18 protein-coding genes and 1 pseudogene are annotated in these 18,082 nt (G+C 62.6%); 18 read left to right on the top strand and 1 reads right to left on the bottom strand.

Features of this window, described 5'->3' with window-relative positions; all coding sequences use genetic code 11:
- The first annotated feature begins 33 nt into the window (after positions 1 to 33).
- The 10 genes from ccmC to S6FBBBH3_RS08100 all read left to right on the top strand — a co-directional run bounded on the left by ccmC (position 34) and on the right by S6FBBBH3_RS08100 (position 9,707).
- Positions 34 to 759, top strand: a complete 726-nt coding sequence (gene ccmC, locus S6FBBBH3_RS08145; protein WP_120177276.1) for a heme ABC transporter permease CcmC — start codon at positions 34 to 36, stop codon at positions 757 to 759.
- Positions 756 to 941: a heme exporter protein CcmD gene (gene ccmD / locus S6FBBBH3_RS08140; RefSeq protein ID WP_232008768.1), complete on the top strand. Its 186-nt coding sequence runs from the start codon at positions 756 to 758 to the stop codon at positions 939 to 941. The genes ccmC and ccmD overlap by 4 nt, the downstream gene beginning before the upstream one ends.
- 11 nt (positions 942 to 952) lie before the next feature.
- Positions 953 to 1,444: a cytochrome c maturation protein CcmE gene (gene ccmE / locus S6FBBBH3_RS08135; RefSeq protein ID WP_120177274.1), complete on the top strand. Its 492-nt coding sequence runs from the start codon at positions 953 to 955 to the stop codon at positions 1,442 to 1,444.
- 207 nt (positions 1,445 to 1,651) lie between these two features.
- Complete coding sequence (locus tag S6FBBBH3_RS08130) at positions 1,652 to 3,613, top strand: heme lyase CcmF/NrfE family subunit (protein ID WP_120177273.1); 1,962 nt, start codon at positions 1,652 to 1,654, stop codon at positions 3,611 to 3,613.
- Positions 3,614 to 3,652: 39 nt separating this feature from the next.
- Positions 3,653 to 4,186, top strand: coding sequence for a DsbE family thiol:disulfide interchange protein (locus S6FBBBH3_RS08125; RefSeq protein WP_120177272.1), 534 nt, complete (start codon positions 3,653 to 3,655; stop codon positions 4,184 to 4,186).
- The gene (locus tag S6FBBBH3_RS08120; protein WP_232008767.1) at positions 4,183 to 4,674 is read left to right on the top strand and encodes a cytochrome c-type biogenesis protein; all 492 of its coding nucleotides are present in this window, start codon (positions 4,183 to 4,185) and stop codon (positions 4,672 to 4,674) included. Before S6FBBBH3_RS08125 ends, S6FBBBH3_RS08120 begins: the two co-directional genes overlap by 4 nt.
- Before the next feature lie 3 nt (positions 4,675 to 4,677).
- Positions 4,678 to 6,003 (top strand): c-type cytochrome biogenesis protein CcmI, encoded by a 1,326-nt coding sequence (ccmI, locus tag S6FBBBH3_RS08115; protein ID WP_120177271.1) that lies wholly within the window; start codon positions 4,678 to 4,680, stop codon positions 6,001 to 6,003.
- Between the two features lie 858 nt (positions 6,004 to 6,861).
- Positions 6,862 to 7,689, top strand: coding sequence for a DUF3100 domain-containing protein (locus tag S6FBBBH3_RS08110; protein ID WP_120177270.1), 828 nt, complete (start codon positions 6,862 to 6,864; stop codon positions 7,687 to 7,689).
- A 51-nt stretch (positions 7,690 to 7,740) separates the two neighbouring features.
- A complete protein-coding gene (locus S6FBBBH3_RS08105) occupies positions 7,741 to 8,205 on the top strand; it encodes a hypothetical protein (RefSeq protein WP_120177269.1) in 465 nt (154 codons plus the stop codon).
- A 191-nt stretch (positions 8,206 to 8,396) separates the two neighbouring features.
- Entirely contained in the window at positions 8,397 to 9,707 is a 1,311-nt protein-coding gene (locus tag S6FBBBH3_RS08100; RefSeq protein WP_120177268.1) for an amidohydrolase, read from the top strand.
- 152 nt (positions 9,708 to 9,859) lie between these two features.
- On the opposite strand, the pseudogene S6FBBBH3_RS11460 reads toward S6FBBBH3_RS08100, so the two are convergent.
- A pseudogene (locus S6FBBBH3_RS11460) lies at positions 9,860 to 10,252 on the bottom strand (hypothetical protein); the annotation flags it as partial.
- Between S6FBBBH3_RS11460 and S6FBBBH3_RS08095 the strand changes: the two are divergent.
- The 8 genes from S6FBBBH3_RS08095 to S6FBBBH3_RS08060 all read left to right on the top strand — a co-directional run bounded on the left by S6FBBBH3_RS08095 (position 10,146) and on the right by S6FBBBH3_RS08060 (position 18,071).
- Complete coding sequence (locus S6FBBBH3_RS08095) at positions 10,146 to 10,655, top strand: hypothetical protein (RefSeq protein WP_408646504.1); 510 nt, start codon at positions 10,146 to 10,148, stop codon at positions 10,653 to 10,655. The pseudogene S6FBBBH3_RS11460 and the gene S6FBBBH3_RS08095 sit on opposite strands and share 107 nt — an antisense overlap.
- 86 nt (positions 10,656 to 10,741) lie before the next feature.
- Complete coding sequence (locus S6FBBBH3_RS08090) at positions 10,742 to 11,149, top strand: transcriptional initiation protein Tat (protein WP_120177266.1); 408 nt, start codon at positions 10,742 to 10,744, stop codon at positions 11,147 to 11,149.
- A gap of 668 nt (positions 11,150 to 11,817) precedes the next feature.
- Positions 11,818 to 12,618: a basic amino acid ABC transporter substrate-binding protein gene (locus tag S6FBBBH3_RS08085; protein ID WP_120177265.1), complete on the top strand. Its 801-nt coding sequence runs from the start codon at positions 11,818 to 11,820 to the stop codon at positions 12,616 to 12,618.
- A gap of 309 nt (positions 12,619 to 12,927) precedes the next feature.
- Positions 12,928 to 13,737 (top strand): class I SAM-dependent methyltransferase, encoded by an 810-nt coding sequence (locus S6FBBBH3_RS08080; RefSeq protein ID WP_120177264.1) that lies wholly within the window; start codon positions 12,928 to 12,930, stop codon positions 13,735 to 13,737.
- Positions 13,724 to 14,665, top strand: coding sequence for an ABC transporter permease (locus S6FBBBH3_RS08075; protein ID WP_120177263.1), 942 nt, complete (start codon positions 13,724 to 13,726; stop codon positions 14,663 to 14,665). Before S6FBBBH3_RS08080 ends, S6FBBBH3_RS08075 begins: the two co-directional genes overlap by 14 nt.
- Positions 14,666 to 15,499, top strand: a complete 834-nt coding sequence (locus S6FBBBH3_RS08070) for an ABC transporter permease (RefSeq protein WP_120177262.1) — start codon at positions 14,666 to 14,668, stop codon at positions 15,497 to 15,499.
- Entirely contained in the window at positions 15,496 to 17,211 is a 1,716-nt protein-coding gene (locus S6FBBBH3_RS08065) for an ABC transporter substrate-binding protein (protein WP_120177261.1), read from the top strand. Before S6FBBBH3_RS08070 ends, S6FBBBH3_RS08065 begins: the two co-directional genes overlap by 4 nt.
- Positions 17,208 to 18,071: an ATP-binding cassette domain-containing protein gene (locus S6FBBBH3_RS08060; RefSeq protein WP_120177260.1), complete on the top strand. Its 864-nt coding sequence runs from the start codon at positions 17,208 to 17,210 to the stop codon at positions 18,069 to 18,071. The genes S6FBBBH3_RS08065 and S6FBBBH3_RS08060 overlap by 4 nt, the downstream gene beginning before the upstream one ends.
- Positions 18,072 to 18,082: the final 11 nt, after the last annotated feature.

The raw sequence follows: 18,082 nt of genomic DNA, 5'->3' as shown, positions 1-18,082 counted from the left end.
TTCCGACACGAACTTCAAGGAGAAGGAGAGAACATGCATTCCTCGGACCTTCAGGCCTTCTATCGCAAGGCCGGGACCCTGATCCCCTACTTCATGGGGGCGGCCCTGGTGCTCTTTTGCGTGGGCTTTTACATGGGCTTTTTCGAGTGCCCGATCGAAGCCCGTCAAGGGAACTCCTACCGCATCATCTTCATTCACGTCTCGGCCGCATGGCTTTCCATGTTCCTCTACGTGCTGATGGCGGTCTTCAGCCTGATCGGCCTCTGGAAGAACAACACGCTCGCCTTCATCGTCGCGCAGGCGATGGCCCCGACGGGCGCCCTCATGGGCTTCATCGCGCTCTTTTCGGGCGCCTTCTGGGGTCGTCCTACCTGGGGCACGTACTGGGTGTGGGACGCGCGTCTCACCTCGATGCTGATTCTCTTTTTCCTCTACCTCGGCTTCATCGCGCTCCATTCCGCGATTGACGACAAGCGTCGCGCCGACCGCGCCGCGAGCGTCATCTCGATCGTGGGCGTCGTGAACGTACCGATCATCTACTTCTCGGTGCGTTGGTGGAACACCCTCCACCAGGGCGCGTCGATCACGTCGCGCAGCACCTCGATGGCCGAAATCATGCTCTACACGCTTCTCATCATGGTGGCTGCGGGCATGTGCTACGGCGCGGGCGTGGTGCTCTCGCGCACCCGCACCATCATTCTCGAACGCGAACGCCGTCAGGCATGGGCTCAGAAGGCCGCTTTGGAGGGCAAACTGTGAACTGGACCTCTCTTTCCGAATTCATCACCATGGGCGGGCACGGCTACTACGTCTGGTGCTCCTACGGGGCGCTTACCGCGGGTGTGATTTACGAACTCTGGACGCTCGTCGCGCGCCGTCGCAAGATTTGCGCCCGTCTCGCCCGCGAAGCGCGGGCCGCCAAGTCGACCCTTGAAATCTAAGGAGACCCCTCATGAACGCCAAGTCGAAAAAGTTCGCTCTGATCGGTGCGGCCGTCGTCGTTGTGGGCGCCGGCATCTTCATGGGCCTTCAGGCCTTCAACGAAAACCTCGTCTTCTTCTTCTCGCCCACCCAGGTGGCGGCGAAGGAAGCGCCCACGGGCCGTACGTTCCGCCTCGGGGGCGTCGTGGAACCGGGCAGCGTCGTGCGTCAGGCGGACGGCGTCACCGTGGAATTCCGCGTGACCGACACCGCGCAGACCGTGCCCGTTCGCTACACGGGGATTCTCCCCGACCTCTTCAGCGAAGGCCAGGGCGTCGTCGCTCAAGGGAAGCTCGACGAAGCGGGCGTCTTCACGGCAAGCGAAGTGCTCGCGAAGCACGACGAAAACTACATGCCGCCCGAAGCCGCGCAGGCCCTCGAAGACGCTCACAAGGCGGGCGTCAAGAAGGCGCACGACGAGGCGATTGCCGCGGGCAAGCCCATGCCCGCCAATCACCCGTAAGGTTCGCCAAGAACGAAGAGGGCGGACGCGAACGCGCTTCACACCCAAACCCGAAACCCCCGGGGCGTTTTTGAAAATGCCCGGGGGTTCGGTGCGTGAAGCGGGAGCGCTTCCATTCGATTCGAATCCGACAACGATTTCCAACCGTGAGAATCGGGGCCCTTCCGGAGCCTCCTTTCCCCATTACTTCAACCGGAGATAACACAAGTGATTCCTGAGCTCGGACACTTCGCACTCATCCTGTGCCTTGCGTTGAGCATCGTTCAGGGCGTGTTGCCGCTCATCGGGGCCGCGCGGGGCAACCGCGCGCTCATGGCGGTCGCGCGCCCGGCCGCGGCGGCCAACGCGCTTTTCGGCACGATCGCTTTCGCCTGTCTGGCGTATTCGTTCTACATCTCGGACTTCACGGTCCTCAATGTGGCGAACAACTCCAACTCGATGCTCCCGTGGTACTACAAGGTGGCCGCGACCTGGGGCTCGCACGAAGGCTCGATTCTCTTTTGGACCGTGACGCTCGGTTGGTGGAGCGCGGCCGTGGCCTTTACCGCCAAGCGCCTGCCCGCGGACATGGTCGCGCGCGTGACGGGCGTGATGGGCCTCGTCGGCATGGGGTTCCTCCTCTTCATGCTTCTCACCTCCAACCCCTTCCTGCGTCTTTTCCCGGCGCCCGCCGAAGGGGCCGACCTCAATCCCCTCCTGCAGGACCCGGGGATGGTCTTCCATCCGCCGCTTCTCTACCTCGGCTACGTGGGCTTTGCGGTTCCGTTTGCGTTCGCGATCGCCGCGCTCCTCTCCGGGCGCCTCGACGCGGCGTGGGCCCGCTGGATGCGTCCCTGGACGACGGCTGCGTGGATTCTGCTCACCCTCGGCATCGCGCTCGGCTCCTACTGGGCGTACTACGAACTCGGCTGGGGCGGCTGGTGGTTCTGGGACCCCGTTGAAAACTCCTCCTTCATGCCGTGGCTGACGGGTACCGCCCTCATTCACAGCCTGGCGGTTACGGAAAAGCGCGGGTGCTTCCGCATTTGGACGGTGCTTCTTGCGATCCTCACCTTCTCCCTGTCGCTTCTCGGCACCTTCCTCGTTCGCTCGGGCGTACTCACCTCGGTGCACGCTTTTGCGACCGATCCGGAGCGCGGCCTCTTCATTCTCGCGTTCCTCATCGTCGTGATCGGGTTGTCGTTCCTCCTCTTTGCCTGGCGCGCCCCGACGGTGGGCCTCGGCGGGAACTTCGGCCTCATCTCGCGTGAATCGATGCTCCTTGTCAACAACGTGCTTCTCGTCGTGGCGATGGGCGCGGTGCTCTTGGGGACCCTTTATCCGCTCTTCCTCGATGCGTTGAACGCCGGGAAGATCTCGGTCGGGCCCCCGTACTTCGACGCCGTCTTCGGTCCCCTGATGCTCCCGATGGTCTTCCTCATGTCGATGGGCCCGATGGCGCGTTGGAAGGAACAGGACCCGAAGGTGCTCGCAAAGCGCATGATCTGGTGCTTCGTGCTGGCCGTTGCCTGCGGCGCCGCCGTTCCGCTCCTTATGGGCGAATGGGGCACGTGGTGTTTCGTCGGCTGTACGCTTGCGTTCCTCGTCGTTTTCGGTGCGATCGAAGACGTGCGCGGTCAGATCCGTCACGCTCCGGGCAACTTCTTCGCGAAGCTCGCGCGTCAGCCGCGCAGCTACTGGGGCATGCACCTTGCTCACGTGGGCGTTGCGGTCTTCATCATCGGCGTGGCGCTCGTGAAGGGCTATCAGTCCGAACGCGACGTGCGCATGTTTGAAGGGGACACCGTGACCGTCGACGGTTACGTCTTCACCTTCAACGGCGTTGAAAGCGCCCGCGGCCACAACTACTCGGCCGACCGCGGCAACTTCACGCTCTCGAAGGACGGCAAGGTGATCGCCGAGCTGCACCCGGAAAAGCGCAAGTACTTCAGCTCGAACTCGATGCCGATGACGGAAGCCGCCATCCGCCACTCGATCACGGGCGACGTGTACGTCTCGCTCGGCGTCCCGACCACGGACGGCGGCTGGGTCGTGCGCGCCTACTCGAAGCCTTACGTCACCTGGATTTGGTTCGGTGCCATCTTCATGGCGCTCGGCGGTTTCATCGCCATGCTCGACCGACGTTACCGCCGTCGTTCGACGAAGGCCGCGGCGCACGCCGCGGTTTGACGGGCGAACGCAACCGAGACCCGAAAAAAGGACTGACACATGAAAGCCAAATTTCTCATTCCGTTTGCCGTCTTCCTGCTCCTGGCGGGGTTCCTCTTCAAGGGCCTCTACATGGACCCGAAGATGCTTCCGACGGCCTATCAGGACAAGCCCCTGCCGCAGTTCGTTCTGCCGACCCTTTTCGAACCGGAGCAGACCTTCTCCTCCGAATCGATGAAGGGCAAGGTCTGGATGCTCAACGTCTGGTCGACCTGGTGCGCGCCCTGTAAGCAAGAGCACCCGTACCTCGTCGCCCTCAAGCGTCAGGGTCTTAAGACCCCGATCGTCGGGCTCCTCTACCGCGATCAGCCGGGTGCCGCCCAGGCCGAACTCCGCTCGATGGGCAACCCCTACGACCTCGTTCTCTACGACCGCGACAACAAGGTCGGCATCGACCTCGGGGTCACGGGCGTTCCCGAAACCTTCATCATCGACAAGAAGGGTTTCGTGCGCGCCAAGGTGAGCTATCCGATCCTTGATGACAACTGGAACAAGGACGTGAAGCCCCTCATCGAAAAGCTGGAGGCCGAATGATGACGAGTCTGAAGCACGTTTTCGCGGGCGCCCTCATGGCTGCCGTTGCGGCGCTCTCCGCGGGGAGCGTCGCCGCCGCCGAAGCCGAGCCGACGGCCTTCGACCCGATCGCGCATCAGCGCGTCGTCGAAGTGTCCGAACAGCTCCGGTGCCTCGTTTGCCAGAACCAGTCGATTGCGGAATCGAACGCGGAACTCGCGGTCGACCTTCGCAACCAGGTGATCGAGCAGGTGAAGGCCGGCAAGACCAACAAGGAAATCATCGACTTCATGGTCGAGCGTTACGGGGACTTCGTGCTCTACAAGCCCCCCTTCAAGATGACGACCGCCATCCTCTGGCTCGGCCCGCTCGCGCTTTTCGTGATCGGCGTCGGTGCGTTCTATGTCAATCTTCGCCGTCGCAAGCGTCTCGTCGAAGAAGCCGTCAAGCCCCTCTCCAAAGAGGAGCAGGCGCTCGCTTCCGATTTGCTTTCGGGTCGCAAGGAGTAAGCCGTGACGATCTTCATCATCCTTTGCGTAGTCATGTGCCTCGTGGCCGTTCTCGCCGTTGCGGTTCCGCTCTGGCGCGGCGGTTGCGCCAACCCTCAGGCCGACCGTCGCGAACAGGTTCTCGCCATTTTGCGTCAGCAGGCCGCGGACCTTGAGGCCGACCACAAGGCGGGTCGCATCGACACGGACGAGTACGAAGAGTCCCGTCTCGAACTCGAACGGCGCGTTCTCGAAGAAACGCGCGAAGAAGAAGCCGAAAAGTCGGGCGCGCACACCCGTGTCGCCCGTCAGCTCGCCGTCTTCTTTGCGATCCTCATCCCGTGCGCGACGGCCTTCGGCTACTTCGCCCTCGGCCGCTACACGGCGATGGATCCCGCGTTCATCGCGTCCATGCAGAAGCAGGGCGGCCGCACGGGCCACTCCGCCGTCGAAATGCAGAAGATGCTCGAGGACCTGAAGGCTCAGCTCGACGCCGACCCCGCGAACGCCCAGGGCTGGTTCATGCTCGCTCGTACGGCCGCTTCGGTGAATCGTTTCGACGAAGCCGTGGAAGCCTACCGGCACTTGAACAAGCTCGTTCCGGGCAATGCCGACCTCATGGCCGACATGGCCGACATGATGGCGGCCGCGAACGGCAAGGTGATCACGCCCGAAGTCGAAAAGCTCTTGAAGGACGCCCTTCGGATCGACCCCGATCAGTGGAAGGCCCTTGCGCTCCTCGCCATTCAGGCCTGGGACAAGGAGCAGTACGCGCGTGCCGCGGAATACTGGGAGCACCTCGTTCGCGTCGTGCCGCCCGACTTCCCCGACATCGACCAGATCCGCGCCAACATCGCCGAAGCGAAGCGCCTCGGCGGCGTGAACGACAACATCTCCGAAGTGTCGCCGCGCGCCGCGGACCGCAATGCCGCGGAAGCGGGTGCTGCGCAAGGGAAGGCCGACGGGAAGCTTGAAGCCGTCCCGACCGTTCAGGCGGGCGAAGCCGCGAGCGTTTCGGGCTCCGTCTTGTTGACGGACGCCATCAAGGGCAAGGCCTCGCCCGAAGACACCGTCTTCATCTACGCGCGTCCCGAAACGAGCCGGATGCCCGTTGCGTTCATGAAAGTGAAGGTGAAAGATCTTCCCTTCAACTTCAAGCTCGATGAAACGATGACGATGGCGATGGGGGCCGATACGTTGACGAGCGTCAAAACCGTCATCGTCGGCGCCCGCGTCTCGAAGACCGGGAACTTCATGCCGCAGTCGGGCGACCTCGAAGGGGAAATGCCCAATCCGGTCGAAGTGGGCGATTCGGGCCTCGTCGTTCAGATTTCGAACGTTCGACCCTAAGACCGCTGCTTGAGAAGAAAGCCGAAGGAATCCGCTCGCGGGCTCTTTCCGGAAACCTTCAAAGCCTCGAAACGGGATCCGCTTTTCTTCGGAAAAGTCGGATCCCGTTTTGTTTCGGTGGGTCGAGTCCGGGAATGAATTGCGGGAGTCGCTTTCGAACGTTTTCCTCCGACTCCGACGCGACTCCCGCTGCGGTTGCACAGTGTTGAACCTTTGTTGAACGTCCGTCATCCGTCGTGATCGTGATGTCTTCCGACGGCAAAATTGCAACTCGTTCGAAAAATGTCTCTTTTAGGCGATATGCATTAGGGCGATTGATTCGCGACGCGCACGCGGCGATGGGGAAAAAATTATTTTTTCCGCGCCCTTTCGGGATTTTGCGAAGTGTGATAGTTTTTTATTCAAGGACGCCGCACGAGGCGTCCGAACTTTCCGTGTTCCGGCGTTTTCGAGGCGTCGGCGCACTCGGCTTTCAAAAGACCCCGAAGGTCCGATTGAGAGCCTCCCGAAGAGGAAACCCGCATCATGAAGTCGCTTCTCAACACCGCTGCCAACGCCTCCCTGGGCCTCGGTGCGCTTGTGTCGGGCGGCCTCGGTGCGTCCTCTTCCGCGTCCACAACATCTTCCTCGTCTACGGGGGGCTCTCGCACGCCCCTTTCCACTTCGACGACCTCATGATGCTTGTGCCGGCATCGGGCAGCCCTCATCCGAGGGATGAACCGGAATCCCCGAAGCCGACGACTTTCATAAACGCAAAGACTTATGAAACGGGAGCACCGATCGAGGTGGCTCCCTTTTTTTTCGCTTTTTTCGTTTTTTCCCATCCTCGAGACTCAACCGTCAACGGAAGACACCGCCATGGACCTCATCCGAAACTTCAAACTGCACCTGATGGCTCTCGTCGTCATCGTCATTGCCGAGTGGATCGGCGTTCAGCGCTTCGGCCTCGTCGTGCTGCTCCCGCTCCTTTACGCGCTCGTTCTCGGCACGATCCTCAGTTTCCCCCGTTTCCGCCTGGTCTCTTCCGAACAGATGGACCGCGCCGGGCGCATTCTCAGCATCGGGATGCTCGTTCTGATCGTGAAGATCGGTCTTGACATCGGCCCGAACATCGACATGGTGCTCAATTCGAGCTGGGCCCTCGTCATGCAGGAATTCGGCCACTTCTTCGGGACGCTCATCTTCGGTCTGCCGGTGGCGCTTCTTGTGGGCATGAAGCGCGAAGCGATCGGCGCCTGCTACTCGATCGACCGCGAACCGAACGTCGCCATCATCGCCGAACGCTTCGGCATGGACAGCCCCGAAGGGCGCGGCGTCATGGGCATGTACATCTGCGGCACGGTCTTCGGCGCGCTGTGGGTTTCGCTCCTTGCGGGCGTTGTGGCTCAGACCGGGTTCTTCCACCCGCATTCGCTTGCGATGGGTGCCGGGATCGGTTCGGCCTCGATGATGGCCGCCGCCACCGCGCCGATCATCACGGTCTTCCCGGAAGCCGCGGAAACCGTCAAGGCTTATGCCGCCGCCGCGAACCTTCTGACGAGCGTCATCGGCGTCTACTTCGCGCTCTTCATTTCGCTTCCCGTCACGATCCGCGTCTATGAATGGGCCGATCGTCTGATCCACGGCCGCCGCGGGGCACAAAAGGCCGAGGCCGGACTCGCCGCCGCTCCCGTCAAGGTGGAGTAACTCGAACTTCCCTCGTACGAAACACAAACCGAATTCATAAGGACACGAATCATGCAAAAGATCTGGAACGAGATGCGGGACATCACCTTCATTCTCCTTGTGACCGCGGCCTTTGCCTGGGTGGCGAACGTCGTGGCCTACACGCCCGACCTCATGAAGAGCTCGATCGGCTGCTTCCTCCTCGCGCTGATTGCGACGATCGGCTGCCTCGTTGCGAAAATCCCGGGCCTCAACAAGCTTCCCGTCGTTTTCTGGGTGTCGATGGTGGCCGTGGTGATTTCGCTTCCCGGGTTTCCGGGGGGGGCCACCGTTCTCTCCTACACGAAGGAAGTGAACTTCCTCGCGATCACCACGCCCTTGCTCGCCTACGCGGGCTTGTCGCTCGGCAAGGACCTCGAAGCCTTCAAGCGCCTCTCGTGGCGCATCGTCCCGGTGGCGTTGGCCGTCGCGGCGGGGAGTTTCCTCTGTGCGACCGCCTTGGCCGAAGTGATGTTGCACCTCGAAGGGGTGTTCTGACCTGAAAAACGCCAAGGGCCTGCGGACAACCCGCCCGCGGGCCCTTTTGAATGAAACCCGAATCACCAAACGGAGAAGCGCGCCGGAAGCCCGAACCCGAGATGCCGGAACGCTTCGAACTTCAACTCTCTCAAGGAGGGGGTGTGGTGCCTCACGTAAAACCGCGTTGAGCGACCCCGCCCGATACGAGAATGACCAAAAACGAACTCAAAGAACGGATCGCCCGCGCGCTTCGCGAACGCCAGGCCGAACTTCAGGCGCTCACCGCCGACATCTTCGCCGAACCCGAACTCGGCTACAAGGAAGTGAAAACGTCGGCCAAGGTGAAGGCCGCTTTCGAAAAGCTCGGTCTCGAGTACACGGACGGCTGGGCCGTCACCGGCGTCAAAGCGCGCATGCAGGGGCGCTCTTCGCGCCGCACCGTCGCGATGCTCGGCGAACTCGACGCGATTGTCTGCCGCGACCATCCGAACAGCGACCCCGTGACGGGTGCCGCCCACTGCTGCGGCCACAACGTGCAGATCGCGAACATGCTCGCCGTGGCGATGGCTCTGAAAGACTCGGGCGCGATGGAATACTTGGACGGCGACGTCGTCGTCTTTGCGGTGCCCGCCGAAGAGTACGTCGAAATCGACTACCGCAACGGTCTTCGCGAAAGCGGGAAGATCCGCTATTTGGGCGGGAAACAACAGTTGATTTCCGAAGGGGCGTTCGACGACATCGACATGGCGATGCAGATGCACGTCGACTCGACCGACAACCCCGACGGGTGGTTCGTCTGCGGCGGCTCCTCGAACGGCTTCATCGGGAAGCTCGTCGAATACCGCGGCAAGGCAGCCCACGCGGCGGGCGCTCCCGATCAGGGTGTGAACGCTCTCAATGCCGCGATGATGGGCGTCATGGGGGTAAACGCCATTCGTGAAACCTTCCGCGAAGCCGACTGCGTGCGCTTCCACCCGATCATCAATTCGGGCGGCGACCTCGTGAACGTTATTCCCGACCGCGTGACGATGGAAAGCTACGTGCGCGCTTCGAACGTCGAAGCGCTCACGCACTACAACGCGAAGATCAATCGGGCGCTCGCGGCCGGTGCCGACGCGATCGGCGCGACCGTGGAAATCAAGGACCTTCCGGGGTACTTGCCCTTGAAGCCCGATACGGACTTCCGCGCGATCCTCGAAGCGAACGCCCGCGAACTTTTCGGAAACCGCGTCTCCACCGGCAACCACGCCGCGGGTTCGACCGACATGGGCGACGTCTCGCACCTGATGCCGGTCGTGCATCCGTGGGTCGGGTGCGTTACCGGGGTGCTTCACGGTGCGAACTACAACCTCGCCGACCTTGACACGGCGCTGCGCAAGACCCCCGAGGTGCTCGCCGACACGATCGTCGACCTCCTCTGGGACGACGCGGCCGAAGCCGAGCGCATCTGCTCGAACTTCCGCCCGGTCTTCACGAAGGAAACCTACTGCGCCTTCATGGATTCGATCGGTAAGCACTGAGCCTGATTAATCCCGAGAGCCCGTCGAGGAGCCGCGCACCGGAGCGCGGCGCTTCGGACGGCTGACGGACGGCGAACGGACTTAGAACCCGTCGGACGACCCGAGCACGAAACGCTCGGGTCTTTTTTCGTTGGCGTTTGTCGACCGCGACCTCAGGGGCGAAGCGGACGCCCGCTGCGGGGAATAAGGTCCGTGCAGGGGACGTGAGTTTCATCCGAAGCGCCCGGGCTTTCTCCACGGTCATTCGGAGCGTTCCAGGCGAACCGTCGGGTTTCTTCGCAGCCATCGCAATCGTCGCCCGGGACGGCCCGAGCCTTTCCGCGAAGCGGATCTAAACTAAGACCAAGGAACTCGCATCGATCCGAGATTCGATTTCGGTTCTGCCGTTCGTTGAAGGAGAGGGAAAAATTGAAAATACTGCGATTGCTCGGCGCTCTCGTGGGGGCGATCTTCGGAGGCATAGCGTCTGCCAAAACCGCCCCGCGGAAGACGGCAGCGCGAAAGCCCGGACCTCGCAAACCCGCGCCGCGAAAAACCGAACCCCGGAAGACCGTTCCTCGGAAGTCCGCACCTCAGAAGTCCGCACCTCAGAAGTCCGCGCCGCGCCGCTCGGCTGCCCGGCGGCCTCTTCAGGATGACGGTTCGGGCCGGTACTACGACAAGAACGGCCGCTATACGGGACGAGAAGACGACAACGGTCGTCGCTACGACGCTCAAGGCGCCTACAGCGGCCGTGTCGATTCGAAAGGACGTTCCTACGACAAAACGGGCGCCTATGCGGGTCGGGTCGACGCAAAAGGACGGTGCTACGACGCTCAGGGCCGGTTTACGGGACGGCAGGATGCGGACGGTCGCTTCTACGACAAGGACGGGCGCTACGTGGGACGCATCGACAAGACCGGCCGTCGCTACGACGCTCAGGGACGCTACATGGGAAAGAAACGTTGAAAACCGAATCCCGCTTGCGGGCGGCGACTCGGGCTTTTCACGGCCCCAAGGTCACAACTTCTCACCATCGGAAAAGGAGAATATACATGCAACGACGCAATGCCATTCGAATGCTCGGGGTGCTCGCGGGCGTGCTCGCTGCGGGGGTCGCCCCGCAGGTTCTCGCGGATCCCTGGTCCGATCGGGAAACGGGGCGTCAGTACGACCGATTGGGGCGCTATCAGGGACGGGTCGAAGAAGACGGCCGTCGCTACGACGCACAGGGTCGCTACGAAGGTCGGGTCGATTCGAACGGTCGCGCCTACGACCGCTCCGGGCGCTATCAGGGGAGAGTCGACTCGAGCGGGCGGAGTTACGACGCCCAAGGACGCTACATGGGGCGGCAGGATGAAAGCGGCCGAATCTACGACCGATCGGGGCGCTATCAGGGACGCATCGACTCGAACGGTCGTCGCTACGACGCACAGGGTCGCTATGTGGGCCAGAGCCGTTGAGTGAGCTGCCGGACGAGCCGGCGGGTTCTGAAAGTGCTCTCGGGGATTGATCTCGGTCGATTCCAGGGCCGGGCAAAATGCCCGAGCGCAGAGGTGCAAAAACGGGACGGAAAGCGATTCGTCCCGTTTTTCATGGGGGTGACAAATCGACGACGTTGGCGACGAATGGTGTGTAATGCCTGCATGTTGACGGCGGTTGTTTGCGTTGTGCGGGTACCGCAGCAGACGGGGTTCCGGGCTTTCCCCGGAGGAGTCCGCAAACGAAGCTCGAAAAAAAATCTTGGTTTTCGACTTGCAAAACTTCCGAGAGCAGTGCAAGAATGTGCCTTATCCGAAGCGCCGGTGCGGCGCGGAGGGTCGGGACCGCTCTCCCGAGCGGGCCGGGAGTCCGAGACTTCGAAGCGCATTTTCATAGGTTTCGCGCGACGACCTTTCGGGCTGCGAACGGAGACCCCGTTCGCGAACTTAAAGAAGATCTACAAGCTGACTTGAGGCCGTTTGTGTCCGGCACTGAGTCAGACGCCAACCCTGGAGGGTCCGGCTGGTAGCAAAGCCCCCGCAGAGGTCGTCTATACGTTCGGACGAACCGAAGCACCGTGAACTCAAAGAAGAGGGGCCGCGATCAGTTGCACTGTCCGCCTGAATCAAAGAATTCGAGGCCCTCTATCATGGCTATTGCTTCCAAGATCGCCGCCGTCGCCGCGGCCGCCGCTTGCATTTTTTCCACCGTCGCCAACGCCGAAACCCTTCGCGTGGGCAGTCTCACGGTCTATGCTCCGTTCGAATTCCTCGACTCCAACACGGGTCGCTACGAAGGTTTCGACATGGACCTCATCCGTGAAATCGGAAAGCGGGAAAACTTCGACATTGAAATCGTTTCGATGTCTCTCGACGGACTCGTTCCGGCTCTCATCAGCGGCAACATCGACGCCGCCGTCTCCGCGCTCACCATCACGCCCGAACGTGCCGCGCGCGTCGACTTCACGAAGCCCTACATCAATGCGGGTCTTACCGTGATGACGACGAAGGAAAACGCTCCCAACATCAAGTCCGTGAAGGACCTCGAAGGGAAGTGCCTCTGCGCCGAAATCGGTTCCTCGGGCGCGCTCGTCATGAAGCGCATCCCCAACACCACCATCCGTACCTTCAACTCCGCCGCGGACGCGTTCCTCGAATTGAACAAGAACGGCTGCTACGCGATGCTGAACGACGGTCCGGTGAACCGCTACTTCCTCCGGCAGCCCGCCTCGAAGTCGATGAACCTCGTCGCGCTTGACTTCGTTGTCTCCGACGACCAGTACGGGATGGCGGTCCAGAAGGGGAACACCAAGCTTCTCAACCGTCTCGACAACGCGCTCGACGCCATCAAGGCGGACGGCACGTACGACAAGATTTACGAAAAGTGGTTCGGCAAGCCCTCCGCTCAGCCCGTCCAAACGACCGCCAAGGCCGAAAAGGCCGCCAACTGAGCGGGGATTAAGGAGCTCGGAATTTGAACCGAGTTCCTGAAAACCCGACCTCGAGAAGCAAACGATGCCGTCCGGAATATTTTCGGACGGCATTCTTCTTTTTCGACCTTTTTCTGCTTTTCATTTCCGGTTTTCTTCCCGTCGAGCGCTTTCGGCAAGAAAAGAGTGCAAAACGATTCGATTTCTAGCGGGGGTGATGTATGATGAATTTCAAATTTTTCATACACACCGAATCGACCGGGGTGTCGGCCGCGCGTGCGGCCCTCTGAAATTCGCGTCGATTCGGACGAACCGCCTTGAGGAGGGATCGTGATCGATATCCGAACCTATGCCGCCGACAACCGAGCCTATTGGCAGAAGCGCGCGCCGAGCTATGCCGTTGCCGTGCGCGAGGCCGAGGAGCGCGACGGCGGAGCCGCGTGGCTCGCGCTCTTTGAAAAGGAGCTCGCCGCCGCGTTTCCCGGCCGTGCGATTTCGGACCTGCACGTGCTTGACGTCGGGACGGGGCCGGGGTTTCTCGCGGTGCTCCTTGCGAAGCTCGGCGCCCGAGTGACCGCCGTCGACTACACGGAAGGAATGCTCGAAGAGGCCGCCAGGAACGCCGAGGGCCTTGACGTGCGATTCCATCGGATGGACGCCGAATCGCTCGGCTTTGACGACGCGACCTTCGACGTCGTCGTCTCGCGCAACGTCACGTGGAACCTCCCGCGTCCCCTTCAGGCCTACCGCGAATGGACGCGCGTATTGCGCCCGAACGGGTTGCTCCTCAACTTCGACGCCAACTGGTACCGGTACCTCTACTGCGAAGACGCCGCCCGCGCCCACCGCGAAGACAAGGCGAACGTGGCCCGTGCGGGGGTGACGGACGATACGGCGGGAACCGACATTCCCGCGATGGAGTCGATCGCGCGCCGCGCCGAACTCTCGGGCCGCATGCGTCCCGCCTGGGACCGTACGGAATTGGAAGCCATGGGCCTTGCCGTCGAGACGGACGAAGACGCGTGGCGTCACCTCTGGAATGAAGACGAACGGCTCAACAATGCGTCGACCCCCCTCTTCATGGTGCGTGCCGTGAAGCCCGTGAAACCCGAGACGGCTGCGGCCGATGCGATTCGATAACATCCTCGGGCGCTTTCTCGCGCTCGTTCCCGTGCTTTTGGCGATCACGTTCGTCACCTTCGGGCTCCTGCGCCTGGCGGGCGGGGACGTCGTCACGCAGAAGATGGAGAACACCGGCCAGGTGCTCTCCCCGGAGGTCGTAGCCGAAGCACGGCGCGAACTCGGGCTCGACAGGCCCTTTCTCGTTCAGTACGCGCGATGGCTTGCGGGAATCCTGCAGGGGGACATGGGAAAGAGCTATGTCTCGGGCCTTGACGTCTTCGATACGTTCGTCTCGAAACTTCCAGCGACGCTCCTGCTTGCGGGCGCGGCCGTGGGCCTCACGGCCGCGATCTCGATTCCGCTGGGCACCTTGGCTGCGATGCGCCGCGGGGGTGCGGTCGACCGGGCGGTTCGGTTTCTTTCGTTTGCCGGAAACAGCGCCCCGAACTTTTTCGTGGCGCTCCTTCTGATGTACGTCTTTGCGATACGGCTGGAGCTTCTCCCCGTACTTTCGCGCGAGCCGAGCCTGCGCGGTGCGATTCTTCCCGCGCTGACGCTTGCCACCGCCATGAGCGCGAAGTACGTCCGACAGGTGCGCGCGGCGGTCCTTGACGAACTCCAAAAACCCTACGTCGAAGGCGCGCGGGCGCGCGGCGTCCCCGAATGGCGCACGATCGTCTTCGGCGTACTGCGTGCCTCGGGCGTCACGATCGTGACGCTTTTGGCGCTTTCCATCGGAAGCCTTCTCGGAGGTGCGGCGATCGTCGAAACGATCTTCATGTGGGACGGCGTCGGGCGCCTCGCGGTCGACGCGATCCGCATGCGCGACTACCCGATCATCATGGCGTACGTGATGTGGATGAGCATCATTTACGTGACGGTGAATTTCCTCGCCGACCTCACGTACCGCAAGCTTGACCCCCGTATTCGAGCGGAGGGCGCCTGAGTGAAGCTTTTCTCCGACCGACGCTTCGTGTGGGCGTCCCTTGCCGTACTGCTTCTTTTGACGGTCGCCGCGGGTGCCGAGAGCTTTGCGCCCTACGACCCCGACCTTCAGGCATTCGTTCCGCTCGATTCCCCGTCGTGGATGCATATTGCGGGGACCGACCGCTTCGGGCGCGACCTCTTTTCCCGCATTCTCGTGGGGCTTCAAACGAGCGTTCTTTCCACGCTCGTTCTCGTCGTTGCGGTGACGTCGATCGGAACGGCAACGGGGGTGCTTTGCGGCTATCGGGGCGGGGTGCTTGACGCGATTCTCATGCGGGTGTCGGATGTCGTCCTCGCCTTTCCGGGGCTCGTTTTCGCACTCGCCGTCGCGGCCGTATTGGGAGGCGGCCTTCAAAATGCCGTACTTGCTCTTGCCTTCATCGGCTGGCCCAAATACGCGCGCATTGCGAGGAGCCTCACGCTCGCGGTGCGCGGCAGCGCCTATGTCGACGCCGCGAAACTGGCGGGCTCGAGCGACGGGCGGATTCTCGTGAGGCATGTGCTCCCGAACGCTCTCGGCCCAGTTTTCGTCACGGCGGTGCTCGACATCGGCACGATGCTGATGGAATTGGCGGGTCTTTCCTTTCTCGGGCTCGGCGCTCGGCCTCCGACGGCGGAGCTCGGCAACATGATGAGCGCGGGACGCAGCATGCTTCAGAGCAGCCCCTGGGTGGTGCTTGCTCCGGGGGCGGCGATTTTGCTTGCCGTTGCGATTTTCAATTTCTTTGGCGACGCGTTGCGCGATGCGCTCGATCCGAGCACCCGTGCGTGCATCGAGGAGTTTTCAAAATGACCCGTCTACCGACGCTTCCCCCGACGATTCTTTCGAAAACGACCGGAAAGAGCGGACTGCGCGCGACGAGTGCGCTCGCTACGTCGTTCACCGTGTCGCTCGCTTTGGCGACTTCGCTCGCACTTACGGGCTGCGGCCCTTCGGAGGATGCGGGTAAGGACGCATCGAACGCCGCTACGAACGCCGCAAAAGAAGTCTCGTCCGCCGCTCCCCAAACGCCCGCGAAGACCGCGGCCGAAGCGCCCGCCGTCTTCGTCTTCGGCGACACCACGTTCAACGCGGAAAACGAAGAGCCCGACGTCAATCCCCGAAACGGCTACGCCGGTTGGGCGGCGCTGCGCTACGGGGTGGGCGAAACGCTCTTCCGTTACGACGAACACATGCGCCCGCAGCCCTGGTTGGCGGAACGGTTCGAAAACGTCGACCCCCTTACGTGGAAGATTGAACTCAAAGAGAACGTTCGCTTTTCGAACGGCCGTGCGGTGGATGCCGCAGCCGTGAAGGCGTCCCTCGAAGCGCTTGTGAAGGAGCATGCCCGCGCGCGCGGCGACCTGCAAATCGCTTCCGTTGAGGCTGACGGCCTGACGCTCACGATCCGCACCGAAGTGCCGCGCCCGACGCTCGTCAATTACCTCTCCGACCCCTACGGGGCGGTGGTGGACGTCGAAGCGGGTGTCAAAGACGGGATCGTCGTCGGCACGGGTCCCTACCGTGCGGTGAAGGTCGTCACGAACGATTCGATCGAGCTCGTGCGAAATGAAAACTACTGGGGCGACACGCGCCCGGGGTACGACCGCGTGCGGGTCTTGACGATCAGCGACGGGGATACGCTCACGATGGCCCTTCAGTCGGGTGAAATCGACGCCGCGTACGGTCTTCCCTATGCGAGTCACGTGCTCTTCAAAAAGGGAGGGTTTGTCTCGACGAGCACCGCGACGAGCCGCACGTTCTTCCTTCACATGAATTACAAGAGCCCGATCGCAAGCGACCCCGCCGTGCGGAGGGCCGTGGCGATGGCGGTCGACAAAGAGCGCTTCGCAAGCGTCCTTCTCCAAGGGAACGGCGTTCCCGCGACGGGTCCCTTCCCGGCCGACTTCGCGTTTGGCGGTAAAGCGGTGACCGCCCGCACGTTCGATTTGAAGGCCGCGGCCGAGGTGCTTGAAAACGCGGGCTGGCGCGACGCGAACGGGGACGGCGTGCGCGAGAAGGACGGGAAGCCCCTGGTCGTGCGGTGGCTCACGTACCCGAGCCGGCAGGAGCTGCCGCTTCTCGCGGAAATGGTGCAGGCCGACCTCAAGTCGATCGGCGTCAAGGTGGAGGTGAATTCCACGGCCGACCACAACGCGCTTCGTCGTCGTTCCGAAACCTGGGACGTCTATGCGAGCGCCATGGTGACCGCGCCGACCGGAGACCCCGCGTACTTCTTCACGACGCACGCTCTTTCGAGCTCCTCGGAAAACAACGGCGGCTACGTGAACCCGGAGCTTGAGGGTCTTGCGGAAACGCTCTCGCAGACCTTCGACCCCGCGAGGCGCGAAGCACTGGCGGTCGACATGCAAAACCGCATCCTTGCGGACGACGCCTTCGTCTTTGCGGCGCATCTCAAGATGACGATGGTCGCACGCGAGGGCGTGGAGGGCCTCAAAGCCCATCCGACCGACTTCTACGAAATCACGCCCGTCGTGCGTCCTCGTGAAAAGGCGAAGCCGTGAGTTCGAGTTCCGCTCTTCAACCTGCGAGCACGTCGCTCCCGGAACCTCGCCTCGTCGTTCGGGACCTTTCCGTCGCGATCGACGGTCGCACGGTGCTCGCGAACGTCAACCTCACCCTTCGCGCGGGTGAGGTGACGGCGTTGGCGGGCGCCTCGGGCGGAGGCAAAACGACGCTCCTGCGCGTCATTGCAGGCCTGGCCGGCGACCGCAAGCGCGTTTGCGTTTCGGGTTCCGTCCGCTTTGAGGGCCGGGAGCTTCTCGGTCTCACGGAGCGGCAACTGCGACCGATTCGGGGTTCGGGGATCGGTTGGATCATGCAGGACGCCGGAGGCGCCTTCTGTCCGGTGCGCCGCTACGGGGACCAAATCCTCGAAGCCGCCCGCGCGCACGAAGACGTCAACGGCCCGATCGACCCCAAGGACTTTCGCGAACGCGCGCTTGCGCTTTTTGCCGAGCTTGATCTCAAAGACCCCGAACGCGTCTGGGCGAGCCGCCCCTTCGAACTTTCGGGCGGGATGAATCAGCGCGCGGCGGTGGCGGCGGCTCTCTTGTCGGAGCCCGCCGTGCTTCTCGCCGACGAGCCGACGAGTGCGCTCGATGCCGCGTCGCGAAAGAGCGTGCGCGAGGCGCTTTTTGCGTATGCCCGAAAGCGGGGCGGAGCGCTCCTTGCCGTGTCGCACGACATCGGGAGCGTCGTGCGGCCCGCCGACCGGGTGGTGATTCTGAACGCGGGGCGCGTCGACGCAGAAGGAACGCCCGAGGCGGTCTTCGGCCCTGAGGGGAGCGCGTACGCGCGGGAGCTCGATGCGGCGCTTTTCAGGCTGGAACGCTCGGAATGTGTTCAGAACGCGCTTGAATGAGGAAACGAACG

Origin of the sequence: Sutterella megalosphaeroides (assembly GCF_003609995.1) — a bacterium.
GTDB classification, from domain to species: Bacteria; Pseudomonadota; Gammaproteobacteria; order Burkholderiales; family Burkholderiaceae_F; genus Sutterella; species Sutterella megalosphaeroides.
Note: the sequence above shows the minus strand (reverse complement) of the source record. Positions and strands in the feature narration are given on the sequence as shown.